Below are 15,828 nucleotides of genomic sequence, written 5' to 3' on the forward strand. Positions count from 1 at the left end.
ATGACAACCTACGCCGACTACACGACCGGCACGCCGGTCGCCGACACCAAGGCCCCCGCCGGACCGGTCAACGAGCGCTGGGACACGCGCCGTTTCGAGGCGAAGCTGGTCAACCCCGCCAACCGGCGCGGGAAGACCGTCATCGTCGTCGGCACCGGCCTCGCGGGCGGCTCGGCCGGCGCGACGCTGGCCGAACAGGGCTACCACGTCGTCCAGTTCTGCTACCAGGACTCCCCGCGCCGCGCCCACTCCATCGCCGCCCAGGGCGGCATCAACGCGGCGAAGAACTACCGCAACGACGGCGACTCGATCCACCGCCTGTTCTACGACACCGTCAAGGGCGGCGACTTCCGCTCCCGCGAGTCCAACGTGCACCGGCTCGCACAGATCTCGATCGAGATCATCGACCAGTGCGTGGCCCAGGGCGTGCCCTTCGCCCGCGAGTACGGCGGTCTGCTCGACACCCGTTCCTTCGGCGGCGTCCAGGTCTCCCGGACCTTCTACGCCCGCGGCCAGACGGGCCAGCAGCTCCTGCTCGGCGCATACCAGGCCCTCAGCAGGCAGATCGCGGCCGGCACCGTCGAGATGCACGCGCGCACCGAGATGCTCGACCTGATCGTCGTGGACGGCCGGGCCCGCGGCATCGTCGCCCGCGACCTGGTCACCGGGAAGATCGACACCTACTTCGCGGACGCCGTCGTCCTGGCCAGCGGCGGCTACGGCAACGTCTTCTACCTCTCCACCAACGCCATGAACTCCAACGCGACCGCGATCTGGCGGGCGCACCGGCGCGGTGCCTACTTCGCCAACCCCTGCTTCACGCAGATCCACCCGACCTGCATCCCGCGCACCGGCGACCACCAGTCGAAGCTGACGCTGATGAGCGAGTCGCTGCGCAACGACGGCCGCATCTGGGTGCCGAAGGCCAAGGGCGACGACCGGCCCGCGAACCAGATTCCCGAGGACGAGCGCGACTACTACCTGGAGCGCGTCTACCCGTCCTTCGGCAACCTCGTCCCCCGCGACATCGCCTCCCGCGCCGCGAAGAACGTCTGCGACGAGGGCAGGGGAGTGGGCCCCGGCGGCCAGGGCGTCTACCTGGACTTCGCCGACGCGATCGAGCGGATGGGGCGCAAGGCGGTCGAGGCCAAGTACGGCAACCTCTTCGACATGTACCAGCGGATCACCGACGAGGACCCGTACCGGGTACCGATGCGGATCTACCCCGCCGTGCACTACACGATGGGCGGCCTGTGGGTCGACTACGACCTCCAGACCACCGTCCCCGGCCTGTTCGCCGTCGGCGAGGCCAACTTCTCCGACCACGGAGCCAACCGGCTCGGCGCCTCCGCGCTGATGCAGGGCCTGGCCGACGGCTACTTCGTCCTGCCGGCCACCATCAACGACTACCTCGCCCGCAACCCGCTGGGTGGCGAGGGCGACGAGGTCGACGACGGCCACCCGGTGGTGCAGGAGGTGCTGGCCGAGACCGAGGACCGGCTGAACCTGCTGCTGTCCGTCGACGGAGACCGCACCCCCGACTCCTTCCACCGTGAACTCGGCGAGCTGATGTGGGAGTTCTGCGGCATGGCCCGCACCGACTCGGGCCTGCGCAAGGCCCTGGAGCGCATCCCGCAGATCCGCGAGGAGTTCTGGCGGCGCATCAAGGTCCCCGGCACCGGCGAGGAGTTCAACCAGTCGCTGGAGAAGGCCAACCGCGTCGTCGACTACCTGGAGCTGGCCGAGCTGATGTGTCTCGACGCGCTGCACCGGGCCGAGTCCTGCGGCGGCCACTTCCGCGAGGAGTCCCAGACCCCCGACGGCGAGGCGGCCCGCAGGGACGAGGAGTTCGGTTACTCCGCCGCCTGGGAGTTCACCGGCACCGGCGAGGCCCCCGCCCTGCACAAGGAAGACCTGGTCTTCGAGTACGTCCACCCCACTCAGCGGAGCTACGCATGAAGCTCACCCTGCGCGTCTGGCGGCAGAAGAACGCCGACGCCGACGGCGCCATGTCCACCTACGAGGTGGACGGGATCTCGCGGGACATGTCCTTCCTCGAGATGCTCGACACCCTCAACGAGGAACTCATCCTCAGGGGCGAGGACCCCGTCGCCTTCGACCACGACTGCCGCGAGGGCATCTGCGGCGCCTGCTCGCTGGTCATCAACGGCGACGCCCACGGCCCCGAGCGCACCACCACCTGCCAGCTGCACATGCGGTCCTTCCAGGACGGCGACACGATCGACATCGAGCCGTGGCGGGCGTCCGCCTTCCCGGTCGTGAAGGACCTGGTCGTCGACCGTTCTGCCTTCGACCGGATCATCCAGGCCGGCGGCTACATCACCGCGCCGACCGGTGCCGCGCCGGAGGCCCACGCCACGCCGGTGCCGAAGCCGGACGCGGACCTCGCCTTCGAGCACGCGGAGTGCATCGGCTGCGGTGCGTGCGTGGCGGCCTGCCCGAACGGAGCGGCGATGCTCTTCACGTCCGCGAAGGTGAACCACCTGAACGTCCTGCCGCAGGGCGCGCCCGAACGCGAGACGCGGGTCCTGGACATGGTGGCGCAGATGGACGACGAGGGCTTCGGCGGCTGCACGCTCACCGGCGAGTGCGCCACGGCCTGCCCCAAGGGCATCCCGCTGGTGTCCATCACCAGCATGAACAAGGAGTGGCTGCGGGCCACGCGCAAGGTGGCGAAGAAGTAGCCCCACAAGACGTTCGCCGAAAGGTGCGGACGGACGGGGCCGGGAGAGGTGCTCCTCCCGGCCCCGTTTCGCATGCGGGCGCCCGCCATTCAGGAAGCGCACATCCCGGCTCCCGGCACTGGTCATGTGCAGTACAGCCGGTGTCGGAAGAACTGAGGCGGAGCCGTCCCCACGACCAGGAGAGCACCCATGACCGGCGTACTGACCGCAGACCGCCGCCCGAAGCCCGCCGAGCCCCGCCGCTACACCGTCACCCTCGCCCGCGACGAGGACGACGTGCGGGCCGCGCAGCGGCTGCGGCACGACGTCTTCGCCGGGGAGATGGGCGCGCTGCTCGCGAGCCCCCAACCCGGGTACGACGTCGACCCCTTCGACGCGTACTGCGACCACCTGCTCGTGCGCGAGGAGACGACCGGGCAGGTCGTCGGGACCTACCGGCTGCTGCCGCCGGGGCGCGCGGCGGTCGCCGGGCGGCTGTACGCGGAGAGCGAGTTCGACCTCGCGGCGCTGGACGGGATCCGGCCCGGCCTGGTCGAGGTCGGCCGTTCCTGCGTGCACCCGGACCACCGCGACGGCGCCGTCATCGGCCTCGTCTGGGCCGGCATAGCCCGGTACATGACCGACCGCGGGCACGAGTGGCTGGCGGGCTGCTGCTCGCTCCCGCTCGCCGACGGCGGGGCCCTCGCGGCCGGCGCCTGGGACCGGGTGCGGGCCAAGCACCTGGCGCCCGAGGAGTACCGCGTGCGGCCGCTGCTCCCGTGGATCCCGCGCGCCGCCGCGCCCGCCGCCCGTACCGAACTGCCGGCGCTGCTGCGCGGCTACCTCCGGCTCGGCGCCTGGGTCTGCGGGGAACCCGCGCACGACGTGGACTTCGGCGTCGCGGACCTGTACGTGCTGCTGCCGATGAGCCGGGTCGACCCGCGCTATCTGCGGCACTTCCTCTCCCTGGTCCCGGCCTGATGAGCGGCTGGCTGCCCGTCGCGCCCTGTACTCCGGGGACGTGCGTGGAGCCGGTCCGGGCGGCGGTGGCGGCACCGCGCGCCGTGCTGCGGCTGACGTCGGTCGCAGTCCTGCTCCTGGCCGGGATCGCGGTCGTGCTCACGCCGCTCGGCCGCGGGAGAGTCCCCGACGCCGTGGTGCGGCGCTGGTGCCGGTGGATCGTAGGGGCCGCCGGCGTCCGGGTCCGCGTCACGGGAGCCGCCGCGCCCGGGGGCGGGCTGCTCCTCGTCGCCAACCACGTCTCCTGGCTCGACATCCCGCTGCTCGCCGCCGTGCGCCCCGCCAGGATGCTGGCCAAGAGCGAGATCCGGCGCTGGCCGGTGGCGGGCGCGCTGGCCGCCCGCGGCGGGGTGCTGTTCATCGAACGGGACCGGCTGCGGGCCCTGCCGGACACGGTCGCCGTGATCGCGCGGGCCCTGCGCGCGGGCGCCGCGGTCGCCGCCTTTCCCGAGGGCAGCACGTGGTGCGGACGCGCCCGGGGGTCCTTCCGCCGCGCCGTCTTCCAGGCCGCCCTGGACGCCGGAGTGCCGGTCCAGCCGGTCCGCATCCGCTACCGGGCCGGCGAGCGGGCGGCGGTGAGCACGGCCCCCGCGTTCGTCGGCGCGGACACGCTGCTGGCCTCGCTGTGGCGGGTGGCGTCGGCACGCGCGCTGACCGCGGAGGTGGAGGTGTGCCCCGCCGTCCCGCCGGGCCGCCATCACGACCGCCGCGCGCTGGCCGAGGCCGCCGGTCACCACCCCCACGGCCACCAGGGGAAAGCACCTTCGAAAAGTATGTGTGGTTTGTGACGTATGCGCAGTTTCCGTACCGCTGATACGGACATCCGGAAGACAGACACTCCGGAAGGAGGGTGATGGCAGATGATCACCCGTGAAGAGATCGCCAACGTCCTGGACCAACCGGTCTATGACGGGGACGGCAACAAGATCGGCGACGCCAAGCATGTCTTCTTCGACGACATGACCGGCCGTCCCGAGTGGGTGAGCGTCAAGACGGGCATGTTCGGCTCCAGCGAGTCCTTCATACCCATTCGCGACGCCGCGCTGGTGCAGGACCACCTCGAGGTTCCCTACCGCAAGGACCACATCAAGGGCGCGCCCAATGTCGACGTCGACGCGGGCGGCCATCTGTCGGAGTCCGAGGAGCACCGGCTCTACGACTACTACGGCATCAACTGGGACAGCGTGCTGTCCGAGGCCGAGCGCACCGACGACGGCCGCTGGGCGGCCGGACCCGGCACAGCCGGTGCGGCGGGCGCCGCCGGGGCGGCAGGTGCCGCGGGAGCCGCGGGAGCCGCGGGCACGAAGGACGATGCCGGGACCGCGGGCATGGCCGGTACGGCGGGCGGCAAGACCGGCCGTCAGGGTGCCATGGACCGCGAGGGCATGCGCGGCGACGAGTACATGACCCGCTCCGAGGAGCAGATGCGCGTCGGTGTCGAACGGCACGAGTCGGGCCGGGCCAGGCTGCACAAGTACGTGGTCACGGAAGAGGTCCAGCAATCCGTTCCGGTGACCCACGAGGAAGTGCGGGTGGTGCGCGAGCCCATCACGGAGGCCAACCGTGACGAGGCGATGGCCGGGCCGGAGATCAGCGAGGCCGAGCACGAGGTCACGCTGCACGCGGAACGCCCCGTCGTGGAGACCGAGGCGGTGCCGGTGGAGCGCGTCCGGATGACCACGGAGGAGCACACCGAGAACGAGACGGTACGCGGCCAGGTCCGCAAGGAACGCATCGAGGCCGAGACCGAGTCCCTCACCGAGGACGACACCCGTCGGGGCCGCGAGTGACCGTCCCCCGCCGTCGCGGGACCGTGCGTGCGCCGGTGAACGGACTTCACCGGCGCGTCCCGCCGTCCAGGGCGCGGGCCAGATAGCGCGCGGTGGCACCGCCGCCGGCCCGCGCCACCTCTGCCGGAGACCCCGCGGCGACGACCCGGCCACCGGCGTCGCCGCCGCCCGGGCCGAGGTCGATCACATGGTCGGCGCCCGCCACCACACTCATGTCGTGCTCGACGACGACCACCGTGTGACCGGCGTCGACCAGCCCGTGCAACTGGCGCATGAGCACCGCGACATCGGCCGGGTGCAGACCGGTCGTCGGCTCGTCGAGCAGATACAGGGTGTGGCCTCGCCGCCCCCGCTGGAGCTCGCTCGCCAGTTTGATGCGCTGCGCCTCCCCGCCGGACAGCTCCGTCGCCGGCTGGCCGAGGCGCAGATAGCCGAGACCGACGTCCAGCAGCGCGGCCAGACTGCGCGCCACCGCCGGCGTGTCCGCGAAGAACTCCGCCGCGTCCTCCACCGTCAGGTCCAGCACCTCGGCGATGTTCCGTCCCCGGTACGTCACTTCGAGCGTCGCCGGGTTGTAGCGCGCCCCGCCGCAGTCCGGACAGGGTGCGTACGTGCTCGGCAGGAACAGCAGCTCGACGCTGACGAAACCCTCGCCCTGGCAGGTCTCGCAGCGCCCTTGCGGCACGTTGAAGGAGAACCGGCCCACGCCGTAACCCCGTTCGCGCGCCTGCCCGGTGGCCGCGAAGACCTTGCGCACGACGTCGAACAGGCCCGTGTACGTGGCCAGGTTGGAGCGCGGGGTGCGCCCGATCGGCCGCTGGTCCACGGAGACCAGCCGGCCCACGTCCGGCAGGTCCTCGGTGATCTCGCCGACGAGCGTCGACTTCCCGGAACCGGACACGCCCGTCACCGCGGTCAGCACCCCGAGCGGGAACCGCGCGGTCACCTCGCGCAGGTTGTGCCGGGTTACCGGACCGACCGTCACGGTGCCCCGCGCGGCGCGTACCTCCCGCACGGGGGCGGGGGAGCGGTCGAAGAGGTGCCGGGCCGTCGCGGAGTCCGCGACCCCGGCCAGCCCGTCGACCGGACCGCTGTACAGCACCCGCCCGCCGTGCTCGCCCGCCCGCGGACCGACGTCCACGATCCAGTCCGCGCCGCGCATCACGCCGAGATGGTGCTCCACCACGAACACCGAGTTGCCGGCCGCCTTCAGCCGCTCCAGCACCGTCAGCAGGGCCTCGGTGTCGGCCGGGTGCAGGCCCGCCGAGGGCTCGTCGAGGACGTACACGACCCCGAACAGTCCGGAGCGCAGCTGGGTCGCCAGCCGCAGCCGCTGCAACTCGCCCGCCGAGAGGGTCGGGGTCGCGCGGTCGAGGCTGAGATAGCCGAGCCCCAGCTCGACGACGGGTGCGATGCGTGCGGTGAGGTCACCGGTGAGCACCCTGGCCGTCTCGCCGTCGGTCGGCAGCGTCCCGGCGAGTTCGGTCAGCGGCAGTGCGGTCAGCTCGGCGATGGTGCGGCCGCCGACGGTCACCGCCAGGGCCTCGGCCCGCAGTCTGCCGCCGCCGCACACCGGGCACGGCGCACTGGCGAGGAAGCGCTCCGCCTTCGCCCGTAGTGTGGCGCTCTTCGAGTCCGAGAACGTCTTCATCACATAGCGCCGGGCGCTCATGTACGTGCCCTGGTACGGCCGCTGGATGCGGCCCGCGTCCCGCACCGGGTGCACCGTGACCACCGGCTGCTCGTCGGTGAACAGGATCCACTCCCGCTGCTCGGCGGGCAGCTCGCGCCACGGCCGGTCCACGTCGTACCCGAGCGCGTCGAGGACGTCGCGCAGGTTCTTGCCCTGCCAGGCGCCCGGCCACGCGGCGATGGCGCCGTCCCGGATCGGCAGGGACGGATCGGGGACCAGCAGTTCCTCGGTCGTGCGGTGCACCCGGCCGAGCCCGTGGCACTCGGGGCAGGCCCCGGCCGCCGTGTTCGGCGAGAAGGCGTCGGAGTCGAGCCGCTCGGCGCCCGGCGGATAGTCGCCGGCGCGGGAGAAGAGCATCCGCAGGGAGTTGGACAGGTTGGTGACCGTCCCCACCGAGGAGCGCGACGTCGGAGCGGCCCGGCGCTGCTGTAGCGACACGGCGGGCGGCAGCCCGGTGATCTCGCCGACCTTGGGGGCGCCGACCTGGTGGATCAGCCGGCGGGCGTACGGCGCGACCGACTCGAAGTAGCGCCGCTGCGCCTCCGCGTAGACCGTCCCGAAGGCCAGCGACGACTTCCCGGAACCGGACACTCCGGTGAACACGGCGACCACGTCCCGGGGGACGTCCACGTCCACGCCCTGGAGGTTGTGCTCGCGGGCGTCGCGCACCCGGACGTACGGGTCGTGGGGGCTGTGCATCGCGGGGAACTCCGTACGGTCTTCGGTCGCGGCAGCGGACGTGGGGGACAAACCCCGCGATTCTACGCCGGGGCGGCGTGCGTCCCGGCGCCGACGGCGCGGGCGAGCCGCCGATAGGAGTCCAGCAGCGCCTCGCGGTCGTACGTGCTGGTGGTGACGAGGACCTCCTGCGCGCCCGTCTCCTTCACCAGGGCCTCCAGCTCGTCGGCGACCTGCTCCCCGGTGCCGGCGATGTGGCCCGCGAGACCGGCCTCGTACAGGTCCCGTTCCTTGGCGGTCATCGTCCGGGCCCCGACCTCCTCGGCCGGGGGCAGCGGCGGGAAGGACCCGCGGGTGCGGGCGTGGGCCATGGACCACGCCTCCGGGACCAGCAGCCGCCGCGCCTCCTCGGGCGTGGCGGCCACCGCGACGGTGCCGGAGACGACGACGTACGGCTCCGTGCTCCACTCGGAGGGGCGGAACCCGGCGCGGTAGCGGTCGATGCCGCGGCGCATCCGGTCCCGGTCGCGCAGGTCCCCGATGACCATCGGCAGGCCCGCGCGGGCGGCGACGGCCGCGCCCTCGCCCATGGCCAGCACGAACGGCGGCACGGTCAGCCCCTCCGCGGGGCGCGCGTGCACGCCGGTGGGCGAGGTGCCCCGGAACCAGCCGAGCAGCTCGGCCAGTTGGGCGTCGAAGTCGTCGGCGTCGTCCTTGTCCCGGCCCAGCGCCCTGCGTACGCCGTCGGTGAAGCCCACCGAGCGGCCGAGCCCCATGTCGATCCGGCCGGGGAAGAGCGACTCCAGCACGCCGAACTGCTCGGCGACGACCAGCGGCCGGTGGTTGGGCAGCATCACGCCCCCGGTGCCGACGCGGATGCGGCTCGTGGCGCCGGCCACGGCGGCCGCCAGCACGGTCGGCGCCGATCCGGCCACCCCGGGCACGCCGTGGTGCTCCGCCACCCAGAACCGGTGGTAGCCAAGCCGCTCCGCCTCCCGCGCCAGCTCCACGGTGCCGCGCAGCGCCTCCCCGGCGGTGCGGCCCGCGCGGATGCGGGAGCGGTCGAGGACGGAGAAGCGGGTGGTGGCGAGGCTCGAGGTCACATGGGGTTCAACGCCCCCACGCCGCACAGATTCCCGCGGCCGCGTTCTAGGGTGGGCGGGTGAGCGACAGCAGTGGGCCCCCGGTGGCCGTGTTCGACCTGGACAACACCCTCGCCGACACCGCGCACCGGCAGCGGTTCCTGGAGCGCCGGCCGCGCGACTGGGCCGCCTTCTTCGCCGCCGCGCCGCACGATCCGCCGCTCGCTCAGGGCGTGGCGCTGGTGCGGGAGACCGCCGGGGAGTGCGAGATCGTCTATCTGACCGGACGGCCCGAGCGCTGCCGCCGCGACACGCTCGACTGGCTGGCCGCGCACGGCCTGCCGGAGGGGGTCGTGCACATGCGCGGCGACGCCGACCGCAGGCCCGCCCGGCGCACCAAGCTGGAGATCCTGCGGCGGCTCGCGCGGACCCGCGAGGTCCGGGTCCTGGTGGACGACGACGAGCTGGTCTGCGACGACGCCGAGCGTGCCGGATTCACCGTTTTGAGGGCGCGCTGGGCGGCCCGGTCGGCCGAGCTGCGGGCGGCGCAGGAGCGCGAGGGCCGCACCTGAGCGTCAGTCCGACTCCTCCAGGCGGAAGCCGAGCTTCAGTCCGACCTGCCAGTGCGCGACCTCACCCTCCTCGATCTGGCCGCGCACCTGGGTCACCTCGAACCAGTCCAGGTTGCGCAGAGTCTGCGAGGCGCGGGTGACGGCGTTGCGGACGGCCTGGTCGACACCGTCGGGCGAGGTGCCGACGACCTCGGTGACGCGGTAGGTGTGGTTCGACATGCGGGTGCTCCCTTCCGCGGGGCAGCGGTGTGCCGTGCGTCACTCCACCGTGCCCCAAGTCGGGACGGAGCGCGAGGCATCGGCTTTCCGGACGGCAACCGTCCGTCACCCTCTTGACCTTCCCATTGGTACATACCAAAATCTCATACACCCGTTCGAGCCTCGAGCTCGTCCCCCCACGTCGGGTCTCCCTTCGCGTGCGCAGGACACTCCTGTCCGCCTCCGCCCCCTGTCCGTCAGACAGAAGGACCCCTCGTGAGACGTCGCCTCCTCGCCCTTGTCTGTGTGTCCGCCTCCCTGGTCAGCGGCTGCGGCCTCATCTCGCAGGACGGCGGGGGCGAGCGGAGCACCGTCACCGTGTGGCTGATGAAGGACAGCGCCTCGCAGGACTTCCTGCGCCGGTTCACCGAGGACTTCGAGCGCGACCACCCCGACCTCGACCTGGACATCCGCATCCAGGAGTGGACGGGAATCGGGGACAAGGTGCAGACCGCGCTGAAGGCCGACGGCACGGACGGCCCCGATGTCGTCGAGGTCGGCAACACACAGGTCCCGCAGTACGCGGAGGGCGGCCGGCTCCAGGACCTGACGCTGGAGTCGATGCGCGACTGGGGCATCCGCGACTGGCTGCCGGGCCTCGCCGAACCGGGGCAGTGGATGTCCCAGCAGTTCGGCATCCCCTGGTACGCCGCCAACCGCGTCGTCATCTACCGCAAGGACCTCTTCGAGCAGGCCGGCATCACCGAGCCGCCGCGCACCCGCGAGGAGTGGCTCACCGCCACGAAGAAGCTGGACAAGGGCGGCGACCAGGGCATCTACCTGGCCGGACAGGACTGGTACACGCTCTCCGGCTTCATCTGGGACGAGGGCGGCGAGCTGGCCACCCAGGACGGCGAGGGCGGCACCTGGACGGGCGCCCTGGACTCCGAGGCGGCCCTGCGCGGCATGGACTTCTACCGCGAGCTCCAGGCCCTGGGCGACGGCCCGCTCGACGCCGACGAGGAGCACCCGCCGCAGTCCGGGGTGTTCGCGAAGGGAGAGGTCGCGCAGATCGTCGCGGTGCCGGGCCTCGCCCAGTCCATCGTGGGCGAGAACCCCGAACTCAAGGGCGAACTCGGCTTCTTCCCCGTGCCCGGCAAGAGCGCCGGCAAACCCGGCGCCGTCTTCACCGGCGGCTCGGACCTCGTCGTCCCGAAGAACTCCGACCAGCGGGACGGTGCGCTCGCCGTGGTCGAGGCGCTCGTGGGCACCAAGTGGAACACCGACCTGGCACGCACCATGAACTACGTCCCGAACAAGAAGTCGCTCGCCAAGGCCGTCGCGGACGAGGAGGGGGTCGCAGCCATGGCGGCCGGCGCCGCACAGGGCCGCGCGACCCCCGGTACGCCTCAGTGGGGCGCGGTCGAGGCCGACAACCCGATCAAGGAGTACATGACGAAGGTGCTCACGGGGGCGGACGCGGAGTCGGAGGCCCGCCGGGCCTCCGAACGCGTCACCGAACTGCTGGACGTCAACGCGCGCTGACGGTCGGCCGGGCGTGGCGCGCCGTCTTCAGCGCGCCACGCTCAGCGCCTCACGCCCAGTGCGGCGGGCTCAGCGCCTCACGCTCAGCGCGCCACGCTCAGCGACAGTGCGAAACGCGCCTCGCCGTCCGTCCACCAGTGGGTCAGGTCCAGCCCGGCCGCCTCCAGTTCGGCCCGTACGCCCTCCCGCCGGAACTTCGCGGACACCTCGGTGCGCAACTCCTCCCCGGCCGCGAAGTCCACGGCCAGGTCGAGCGCCTGGACCTTGACCGTCTGCGCGGTGCGCGAGCGCAGCCGCATCTCGATCCACTCCCGTTCGGCGTTCCACAGCGCCACGTGCTCGAAGGCCGCGGGCTCGAAGTCCGCCTCCAGCTCACGGTTCATCACGGACAGCACGTTCTTGTTGAACTCGGCCGTCACCCCGGCCCCGTCGTCGTACGCCCGGACCAGTACCCGCTCGTCCTTGACCAGGTCCGTGCCCAGCAGCAGGGCGTCGCCCGGGGCGAGCAGGGCGCGGACGGCGGTCAGGAACGCGGCGCGCTCCCCGGGCAGCAGGTTGCCGATGGTGCCGCCGAGGAACGCCACCAGCCGGGGGCCCGGCGTGTCGGGCAGCGTCAGACCCCCGGTGAAGTCGGCGATCAGCGCGTGCACCTGGAGGTCCGGCCGTTCGGCGACGAGCGCCTGGCCGGCCTGGGTCAGGGCGCTCTCGCTGACGTCGACCGGCACATAGCCGGTCAGCCCCGTCAGCCGAGTCAGCGTGTCGAGCAGGATGCGGGTCTTCTCCGAGGAGCCGGACCCCAGCTCCACCAGGGTCCGGGCCCCGGTCGCCGCCGCGATCTCGTCCGCCCGGTCGACCAGGATCTCCCGCTCGGCCCGGGTCGGGTAGTACTCGGGCAGCGCGGTGATCGCCTCGAACAGCTCGCTGCCCCGCGCGTCGTAGAACCACTTCGGCGGCAGCCACTTGGGCGTGCTCGTCAGGCCCGCCAGGACGTCGGCGCGCAGGGCGGCGTCCGTGGCGTCCTCGGGCAACGTCCGGGTCAGGCGGAACTGGCTCACGTGCGGGTCTCCTTCTCAGAGCCGAAAGCGTCGGTCGGACCGGGCCCCGGGGCGGTGGTGCCCGGGTCCTTGAGCGGGGTGAGCTGCACGTCCGTGCCGCTCGCCGCGAGCAGGGTGTGGTCGGGGACCTCCTGCCAGTGCGGGTCGTCGTCGTAGGGCTCGGAGGCGACGACCGTGCCGCCACCCGGACGGGTCAGGTACCACAGGGTGTCGCCCCAGGTGGTGGCGGTGACGGCGGCGCCGTTGGTGAGCAGGAGGTTGAGCCGGGAGGCGGGGGCCGCCGCGGCCACTTCCAGCACCGTCTCGGCCAGCGCCCGGCCCTCGTCGTCGCCGGCGCGCAGCCGGGCCAGTACCAGCGCCCACACGAGCGCCGAGTCGTTGCGGGCCTCCAGCGCGAGCAGGTCCTCGGGCGGCAGCGTCGCGGCCACCGGCGCGAGCGAGCCGGGCCAGCCGGTCACGGCGCCGTTGTGGCTGAACAGCCAGGTCCCCGTGGCGAACGGTGCCGCCGCGGCCTCCGCGTCGGCGCCCGCGAGCGTCGCGTCCCGTACGGCCGCGAGCAGTGCGCCGGTGCGCACCACTCGAGCCAGGTCGGCGAAGGACTGGTCGGCCCAGATCGGCCCCGCCCGGCGGTAGCGGGCCGGTACCGGGTCGCCCTCGGCGTACCAGCCGACGCCGAACCCGTCGGCGTTGACCGTGCCGTGCCGCTGGTGGCGGGGCGCCCAGGACTGGCGGTACAGGCCGTGGGGCGGCGTCACCAGGAGCCGGCCGAGCGTCTCGGCGGGGCCGACGTAGGCGAGGTGACGGCACATCAGGCGACCTCCGCCGACCGCGCGGTGCGGAACCCGGAGAAGATCTGCCGCCGGATCGGGTAGTCCCAGTTGCGGAACGTGCCCCGGCAGGCCACCGCGTCCACGGCGAAGGACCCGCCGCGCAGCACCTTGTACTCGGGCCCGAAGAACACCTCGGAGTACTCCTTGTAGGGAAAGGCCCGGAAGCCCGGGTACGGGGTGAAGTCGCTCGACGTCCACTCCCACACGTCGCCGATCAACTGCCGTACCCCGAGCGGCGACTCGCCGGCCGGGTAGCTGCCCGCGGGCGCCGGACGCAGGTGCCGCTGGCCGAGGTTGGCGTGCTCCGGTCCCGGGTCCGCGTCGCCCCACGGGTAGCGGGCCGTGCGCTCGCCCGCCGGGTCGTGGCGGGCGGCCTTCTCCCACTCGGCCTCGGTGGGCAGCCGGCGGCCGGCCCAGCGGGCCCAGGCGTCGGCCTCGTACCAGCACACGTGCACCACCGGCTCGTCGGCCGGCACCGCCTCGGTGACACCGAACCGCCGCCGCAGCCACTGCCCGCCGTCGCGGCGCCAGAACAGCGGGGCGGTGATGGAGTGCCGGCGGATGTGGTCCCAGCCCGCCGGTGCCCACCAGCGCGGGTCCTCGTAGCCGCCGTCGTCCATGAAGGCCCGGTAGGCGCCGTTGGTCACCGGGACGGTGTCGAGGAAGAACGGCGCCACCTCGCGCCGGTGCGCGGGGCGTTCGTTGTCCAGCGCCCACGGCTCGGTGGAGGTGCCCATGGTGAACGGGCCGCCGGGGACGAGGACTTCGGCCGCGCCGGTGAACAGGGGCACCGGGTCGGGGTCCGGGGCGGTCAGGGCCTGGGGGCCCTTGCGGAGCTGGTGCGTGATCAGCATGGTCTCGTCGTGCTGCTGCTCGTGCTGGGCGATCATCCCGAAGGCGAAGCCCGCCTCGGTGAGCCGGGTCCCGTCGAACGCGGTGGACTCCAGCACGTCCAGGGCCCGTCCGCGCACGTCGGCCGCGTACCGGCGGGCCTCGGCGGGCGCCAGCAGCGGCAGGCTCGGCCGCTGGGAGCGGGGATGCTCGAAGGCGTCGTACAGGCTGTCTATCTCGGGGCGTATCGCCTCCTGCCCGCCCACCGCGCGCAGCAGCCACTGCTCCTCCTGGTTGCCGATGTGCGCCAGATCCCACACCAGCGGGGACATCAGCGGCGACACCTGGCCGGTCAGGTCGGGACCCTCCACGCAACTGGTCAGCAGCGTGGTGCGCTCCCGGGCGGTGACCAGCGTGGCCAGGGCCCGCTCACGCAGCCTCCCGGCGTCCGTGGCCGCCTCGTCGGCGGTGGTCGCGGTGTCGTTGGTGGGGTCGGTCATGAGCGGGTCTCCCTCCCGTGCGGGCCACGGCCGCCGTCGTACAGCTCGTCCAGCAGATCGTCGGCGGGGCAGCGGCCCCGGCGGACGTAGCGCTCCAGGAACCCGGCGACCGCGTCCGTGACTTCGGTGCTCGCGCCGAGCCGCGGCAGGGCGGCGAGCGCCGCGGTGAAGCACGTGGCGGCCGCCTCCCGCAGTTCGGGGTCGGTGAGTGCGTCGCGGGCCGCGTCCTCGTACAGCGGATTGTGCGGGGCGGGCCGGCCGAGGGTCCGCTCGGCGAGTGGCTTCACGGCCCGGTAGGCGGTCTCCGTGGCCTCCGGGTCGTCGAACAGCGCCGCCGTCACGGCGAGCGGCACGATCCATCCGTCGTCGCCGGGTTGTGCGTCGATCATGCGCAGCTCCAGGTGGCCGCGCGGCCGCACCGGCGGGAACAGCGTGGTGAGGTGGTAGTCGAGGTCCTCCCGGGTCGGCGGCCTCGGCACCAGCTCCCGGGTCCACTCCCGCAGGGTCAGGCCCTCCGGCACGTCCCAGGGACCGCCGTCGCGGCGTACGCACATCACCGGGGCGTCCAGCACGTGCCGGGTCCAGGTGCGGCGCGGGTCGCTGTCCAGCGGCGGGCCGCCGGCCCGGCCGGTGCCTATCTGCGTCCACCGCAGCTGCCGGGTGGACCGCCAGCCCGTGGGTCGCCCCTCGGCCAGCGGGGAGTTGGCGAACGCGGCGAGCAGTACCGCGCCCAGGTGATGGGCCAGCCACCAGCGGCGTACGTGACCCAGCGGCCCGGGCTCCTCGTGCCCGGCGTCCACGCACACCTGCACGGAGGCGGACGTGCACATCATGAAGCGGCCGCCGGGGCCGTTGCGGTCGAGACAGGCCTCCATGGCGTCGTAACGCGGCTGCCGCAGGAAGCGGCGCGGCGTGTGCCAGGGATCGTGGCCGAGGCCGACGAGGGCGAGACCGTCCTCACGCAGGACCGCGCGGACGGCGTCCAGGTCGGCGGAGACGGAACGGACGCACTCCGTCAAAGAGGCGGCGGGGAGCGAACTCAGCTCCAGCTGGCCGCCCGGTTCGACGGTCAGCGCCGACCTCAGGGGCACGGCCCGCAGCGCGGTGTACACCGCCTGGAGCCGTTCGGGTGATACGGGGAGCCGCGGCGCGCGCAGCTCGTGGACGAGCCATTCCACCTCGACGCCGAGGCGTTCGGGCGGGCCGGTCTTGAAGCAGATGCCGTGGACCAGCGCCTCGACCTCGGCCTCACTGACGGCGGTACGTGGCCGGATACAGCCACCAACCGAATCGGACATGTCGGGATCCTCCTGAGATTCCACCATGCCGCCGACCCTTTTGCGGTGGGCC

Annotated in this window: 14 protein-coding genes; 7 read left to right on the top strand and 7 right to left on the bottom strand. The window is 73.0% G+C overall.

Annotated features, from left to right (window positions below; all coding sequences use genetic code 11):
* The 5 genes from ACGH7X_RS34940 to ACGH7X_RS34960 all read left to right on the top strand — a co-directional run bounded on the left by ACGH7X_RS34940 (position 1) and on the right by ACGH7X_RS34960 (position 5,494).
* Positions 1 to 1,959 carry a fumarate reductase/succinate dehydrogenase flavoprotein subunit gene (locus tag ACGH7X_RS34940; protein ID WP_399893196.1) on the top strand — a complete coding sequence of 653 codons (1,959 nt, stop codon included), beginning with the start codon at positions 1 to 3 and terminating at the stop codon, positions 1,957 to 1,959.
* Entirely contained in the window at positions 1,956 to 2,705 is a 750-nt protein-coding gene (locus tag ACGH7X_RS34945; protein ID WP_399893199.1) for a succinate dehydrogenase/fumarate reductase iron-sulfur subunit, read from the top strand. The genes ACGH7X_RS34940 and ACGH7X_RS34945 overlap by 4 nt, the downstream gene beginning before the upstream one ends.
* A 189-nt stretch (positions 2,706 to 2,894) precedes the next feature.
* A complete protein-coding gene (locus tag ACGH7X_RS34950; RefSeq protein WP_399893201.1) occupies positions 2,895 to 3,665 on the top strand; it encodes a GNAT family N-acetyltransferase in 771 nt (256 codons plus the stop codon).
* Positions 3,665 to 4,492 carry a lysophospholipid acyltransferase family protein gene (locus tag ACGH7X_RS34955; protein WP_399893204.1) on the top strand — a complete coding sequence of 276 codons (828 nt, stop codon included), beginning with the start codon at positions 3,665 to 3,667 and terminating at the stop codon, positions 4,490 to 4,492. Before ACGH7X_RS34950 ends, ACGH7X_RS34955 begins: the two co-directional genes overlap by 1 nt.
* 72 nt (positions 4,493 to 4,564) lie before the next feature.
* Positions 4,565 to 5,494: a DUF2382 domain-containing protein gene (locus tag ACGH7X_RS34960; RefSeq protein WP_399893207.1), complete on the top strand. Its 930-nt coding sequence runs from the start codon at positions 4,565 to 4,567 to the stop codon at positions 5,492 to 5,494.
* A gap of 46 nt (positions 5,495 to 5,540) precedes the next feature.
* Here ACGH7X_RS34960 and ACGH7X_RS34965 read toward each other — a convergent pair whose 3' ends face one another.
* Complete coding sequence (locus tag ACGH7X_RS34965) at positions 5,541 to 7,886, bottom strand: ATP-binding cassette domain-containing protein (protein WP_399893209.1); 2,346 nt, start codon at positions 7,884 to 7,886, stop codon at positions 5,541 to 5,543.
* Positions 7,887 to 7,948: 62 nt separating this feature from the next.
* Complete coding sequence (locus tag ACGH7X_RS34970) at positions 7,949 to 8,968, bottom strand: LLM class flavin-dependent oxidoreductase (RefSeq protein ID WP_399893212.1); 1,020 nt, start codon at positions 8,966 to 8,968, stop codon at positions 7,949 to 7,951.
* Positions 8,969 to 9,027: 59 nt separating this feature from the next.
* Here ACGH7X_RS34970 and ACGH7X_RS34975 point away from each other — a divergent pair, with 59 nt between their 5' ends.
* Positions 9,028 to 9,519, top strand: a complete 492-nt coding sequence (locus tag ACGH7X_RS34975) for a hypothetical protein (protein WP_399893215.1) — start codon at positions 9,028 to 9,030, stop codon at positions 9,517 to 9,519.
* Between the two features lie 3 nt (positions 9,520 to 9,522).
* On the opposite strand, the gene ACGH7X_RS34980 is transcribed toward ACGH7X_RS34975, so the two are convergent.
* The gene (locus ACGH7X_RS34980) at positions 9,523 to 9,738 is read right to left on the bottom strand and encodes a dodecin (RefSeq protein WP_399893218.1); all 216 of its coding nucleotides are present in this window, start codon (positions 9,736 to 9,738) and stop codon (positions 9,523 to 9,525) included.
* A 255-nt stretch (positions 9,739 to 9,993) separates the two neighbouring features.
* Between ACGH7X_RS34980 and ACGH7X_RS34985 the strand changes: the two genes are divergently transcribed.
* A complete protein-coding gene (locus ACGH7X_RS34985; protein WP_399893221.1) occupies positions 9,994 to 11,262 on the top strand; it encodes an extracellular solute-binding protein in 1,269 nt (422 codons plus the stop codon).
* 83 nt (positions 11,263 to 11,345) lie between these two features.
* On the opposite strand, the gene egtD is transcribed toward ACGH7X_RS34985, so the two are convergent.
* The 4 genes from egtD to egtA are packed head-to-tail and all read right to left on the bottom strand — an operon-like array spanning position 11,346 to position 15,776.
* Positions 11,346 to 12,317, bottom strand: a complete 972-nt coding sequence (gene egtD / locus ACGH7X_RS34990; RefSeq protein ID WP_399893223.1) for an L-histidine N(alpha)-methyltransferase — start codon at positions 12,315 to 12,317, stop codon at positions 11,346 to 11,348.
* Positions 12,314 to 13,126, bottom strand: coding sequence for an ergothioneine biosynthesis protein EgtC (egtC, locus tag ACGH7X_RS34995; RefSeq protein ID WP_399893226.1), 813 nt, complete (start codon positions 13,124 to 13,126; stop codon positions 12,314 to 12,316). The genes egtD and egtC overlap by 4 nt, the downstream gene beginning before the upstream one ends.
* Positions 13,126 to 14,478: an ergothioneine biosynthesis protein EgtB gene (gene egtB / locus ACGH7X_RS35000; RefSeq protein ID WP_399893229.1), complete on the bottom strand. Its 1,353-nt coding sequence runs from the start codon at positions 14,476 to 14,478 to the stop codon at positions 13,126 to 13,128. Before egtB ends, egtC begins: the two co-directional genes overlap by 1 nt.
* On the bottom strand, positions 14,475 to 15,776 hold the full coding sequence (egtA, locus tag ACGH7X_RS35005) for an ergothioneine biosynthesis glutamate--cysteine ligase EgtA (RefSeq protein WP_399893232.1): 1,302 nt from the start codon (positions 15,774 to 15,776) through the stop codon (positions 14,475 to 14,477). Before egtA ends, egtB begins: the two co-directional genes overlap by 4 nt.
* Positions 15,777 to 15,828 lie beyond the last annotated feature (52 nt).

Source organism: Streptomyces sp. BBFR51 (genome assembly GCF_044591655.1).
Lineage (GTDB): Bacteria > Actinomycetota > Actinomycetes > Streptomycetales > Streptomycetaceae > Streptomyces.

Excerpts from the sequence above, each read along its gene's own strand:
- ACGH7X_RS34980 (WP_399893218.1), bottom strand. The coding sequence starts at position 9,738 with ATGTCGAACCACACCTACCGCGTCACCGAGGTCGTCGGCACCTCGCCC.
- ACGH7X_RS34960 (WP_399893207.1), top strand. The coding sequence starts at position 4,565 with ATGATCACCCGTGAAGAGATCGCCAACGTCCTGGACCAACCGGTCTAT.
- ACGH7X_RS34955 (WP_399893204.1), top strand. The coding sequence starts at position 3,665 with ATGAGCGGCTGGCTGCCCGTCGCGCCCTGTACTCCGGGGACGTGCGTG.
- egtA (WP_399893232.1), bottom strand. The coding sequence starts at position 15,776 with ATGTCCGATTCGGTTGGTGGCTGTATCCGGCCACGTACCGCCGTCAGT.
- egtB (WP_399893229.1), bottom strand. The coding sequence starts at position 14,478 with ATGACCGACCCCACCAACGACACCGCGACCACCGCCGACGAGGCGGCC.
- ACGH7X_RS34965 (WP_399893209.1), bottom strand. The coding sequence starts at position 7,886 with ATGCACAGCCCCCACGACCCGTACGTCCGGGTGCGCGACGCCCGCGAG.
- ACGH7X_RS34945 (WP_399893199.1), top strand. The coding sequence starts at position 1,956 with ATGAAGCTCACCCTGCGCGTCTGGCGGCAGAAGAACGCCGACGCCGAC.
- ACGH7X_RS34940 (WP_399893196.1), top strand. The coding sequence starts at position 1 with ATGACAACCTACGCCGACTACACGACCGGCACGCCGGTCGCCGACACC.
- ACGH7X_RS34950 (WP_399893201.1), top strand. The coding sequence starts at position 2,895 with ATGACCGGCGTACTGACCGCAGACCGCCGCCCGAAGCCCGCCGAGCCC.
- egtC (WP_399893226.1), bottom strand. The coding sequence starts at position 13,126 with ATGTGCCGTCACCTCGCCTACGTCGGCCCCGCCGAGACGCTCGGCCGG.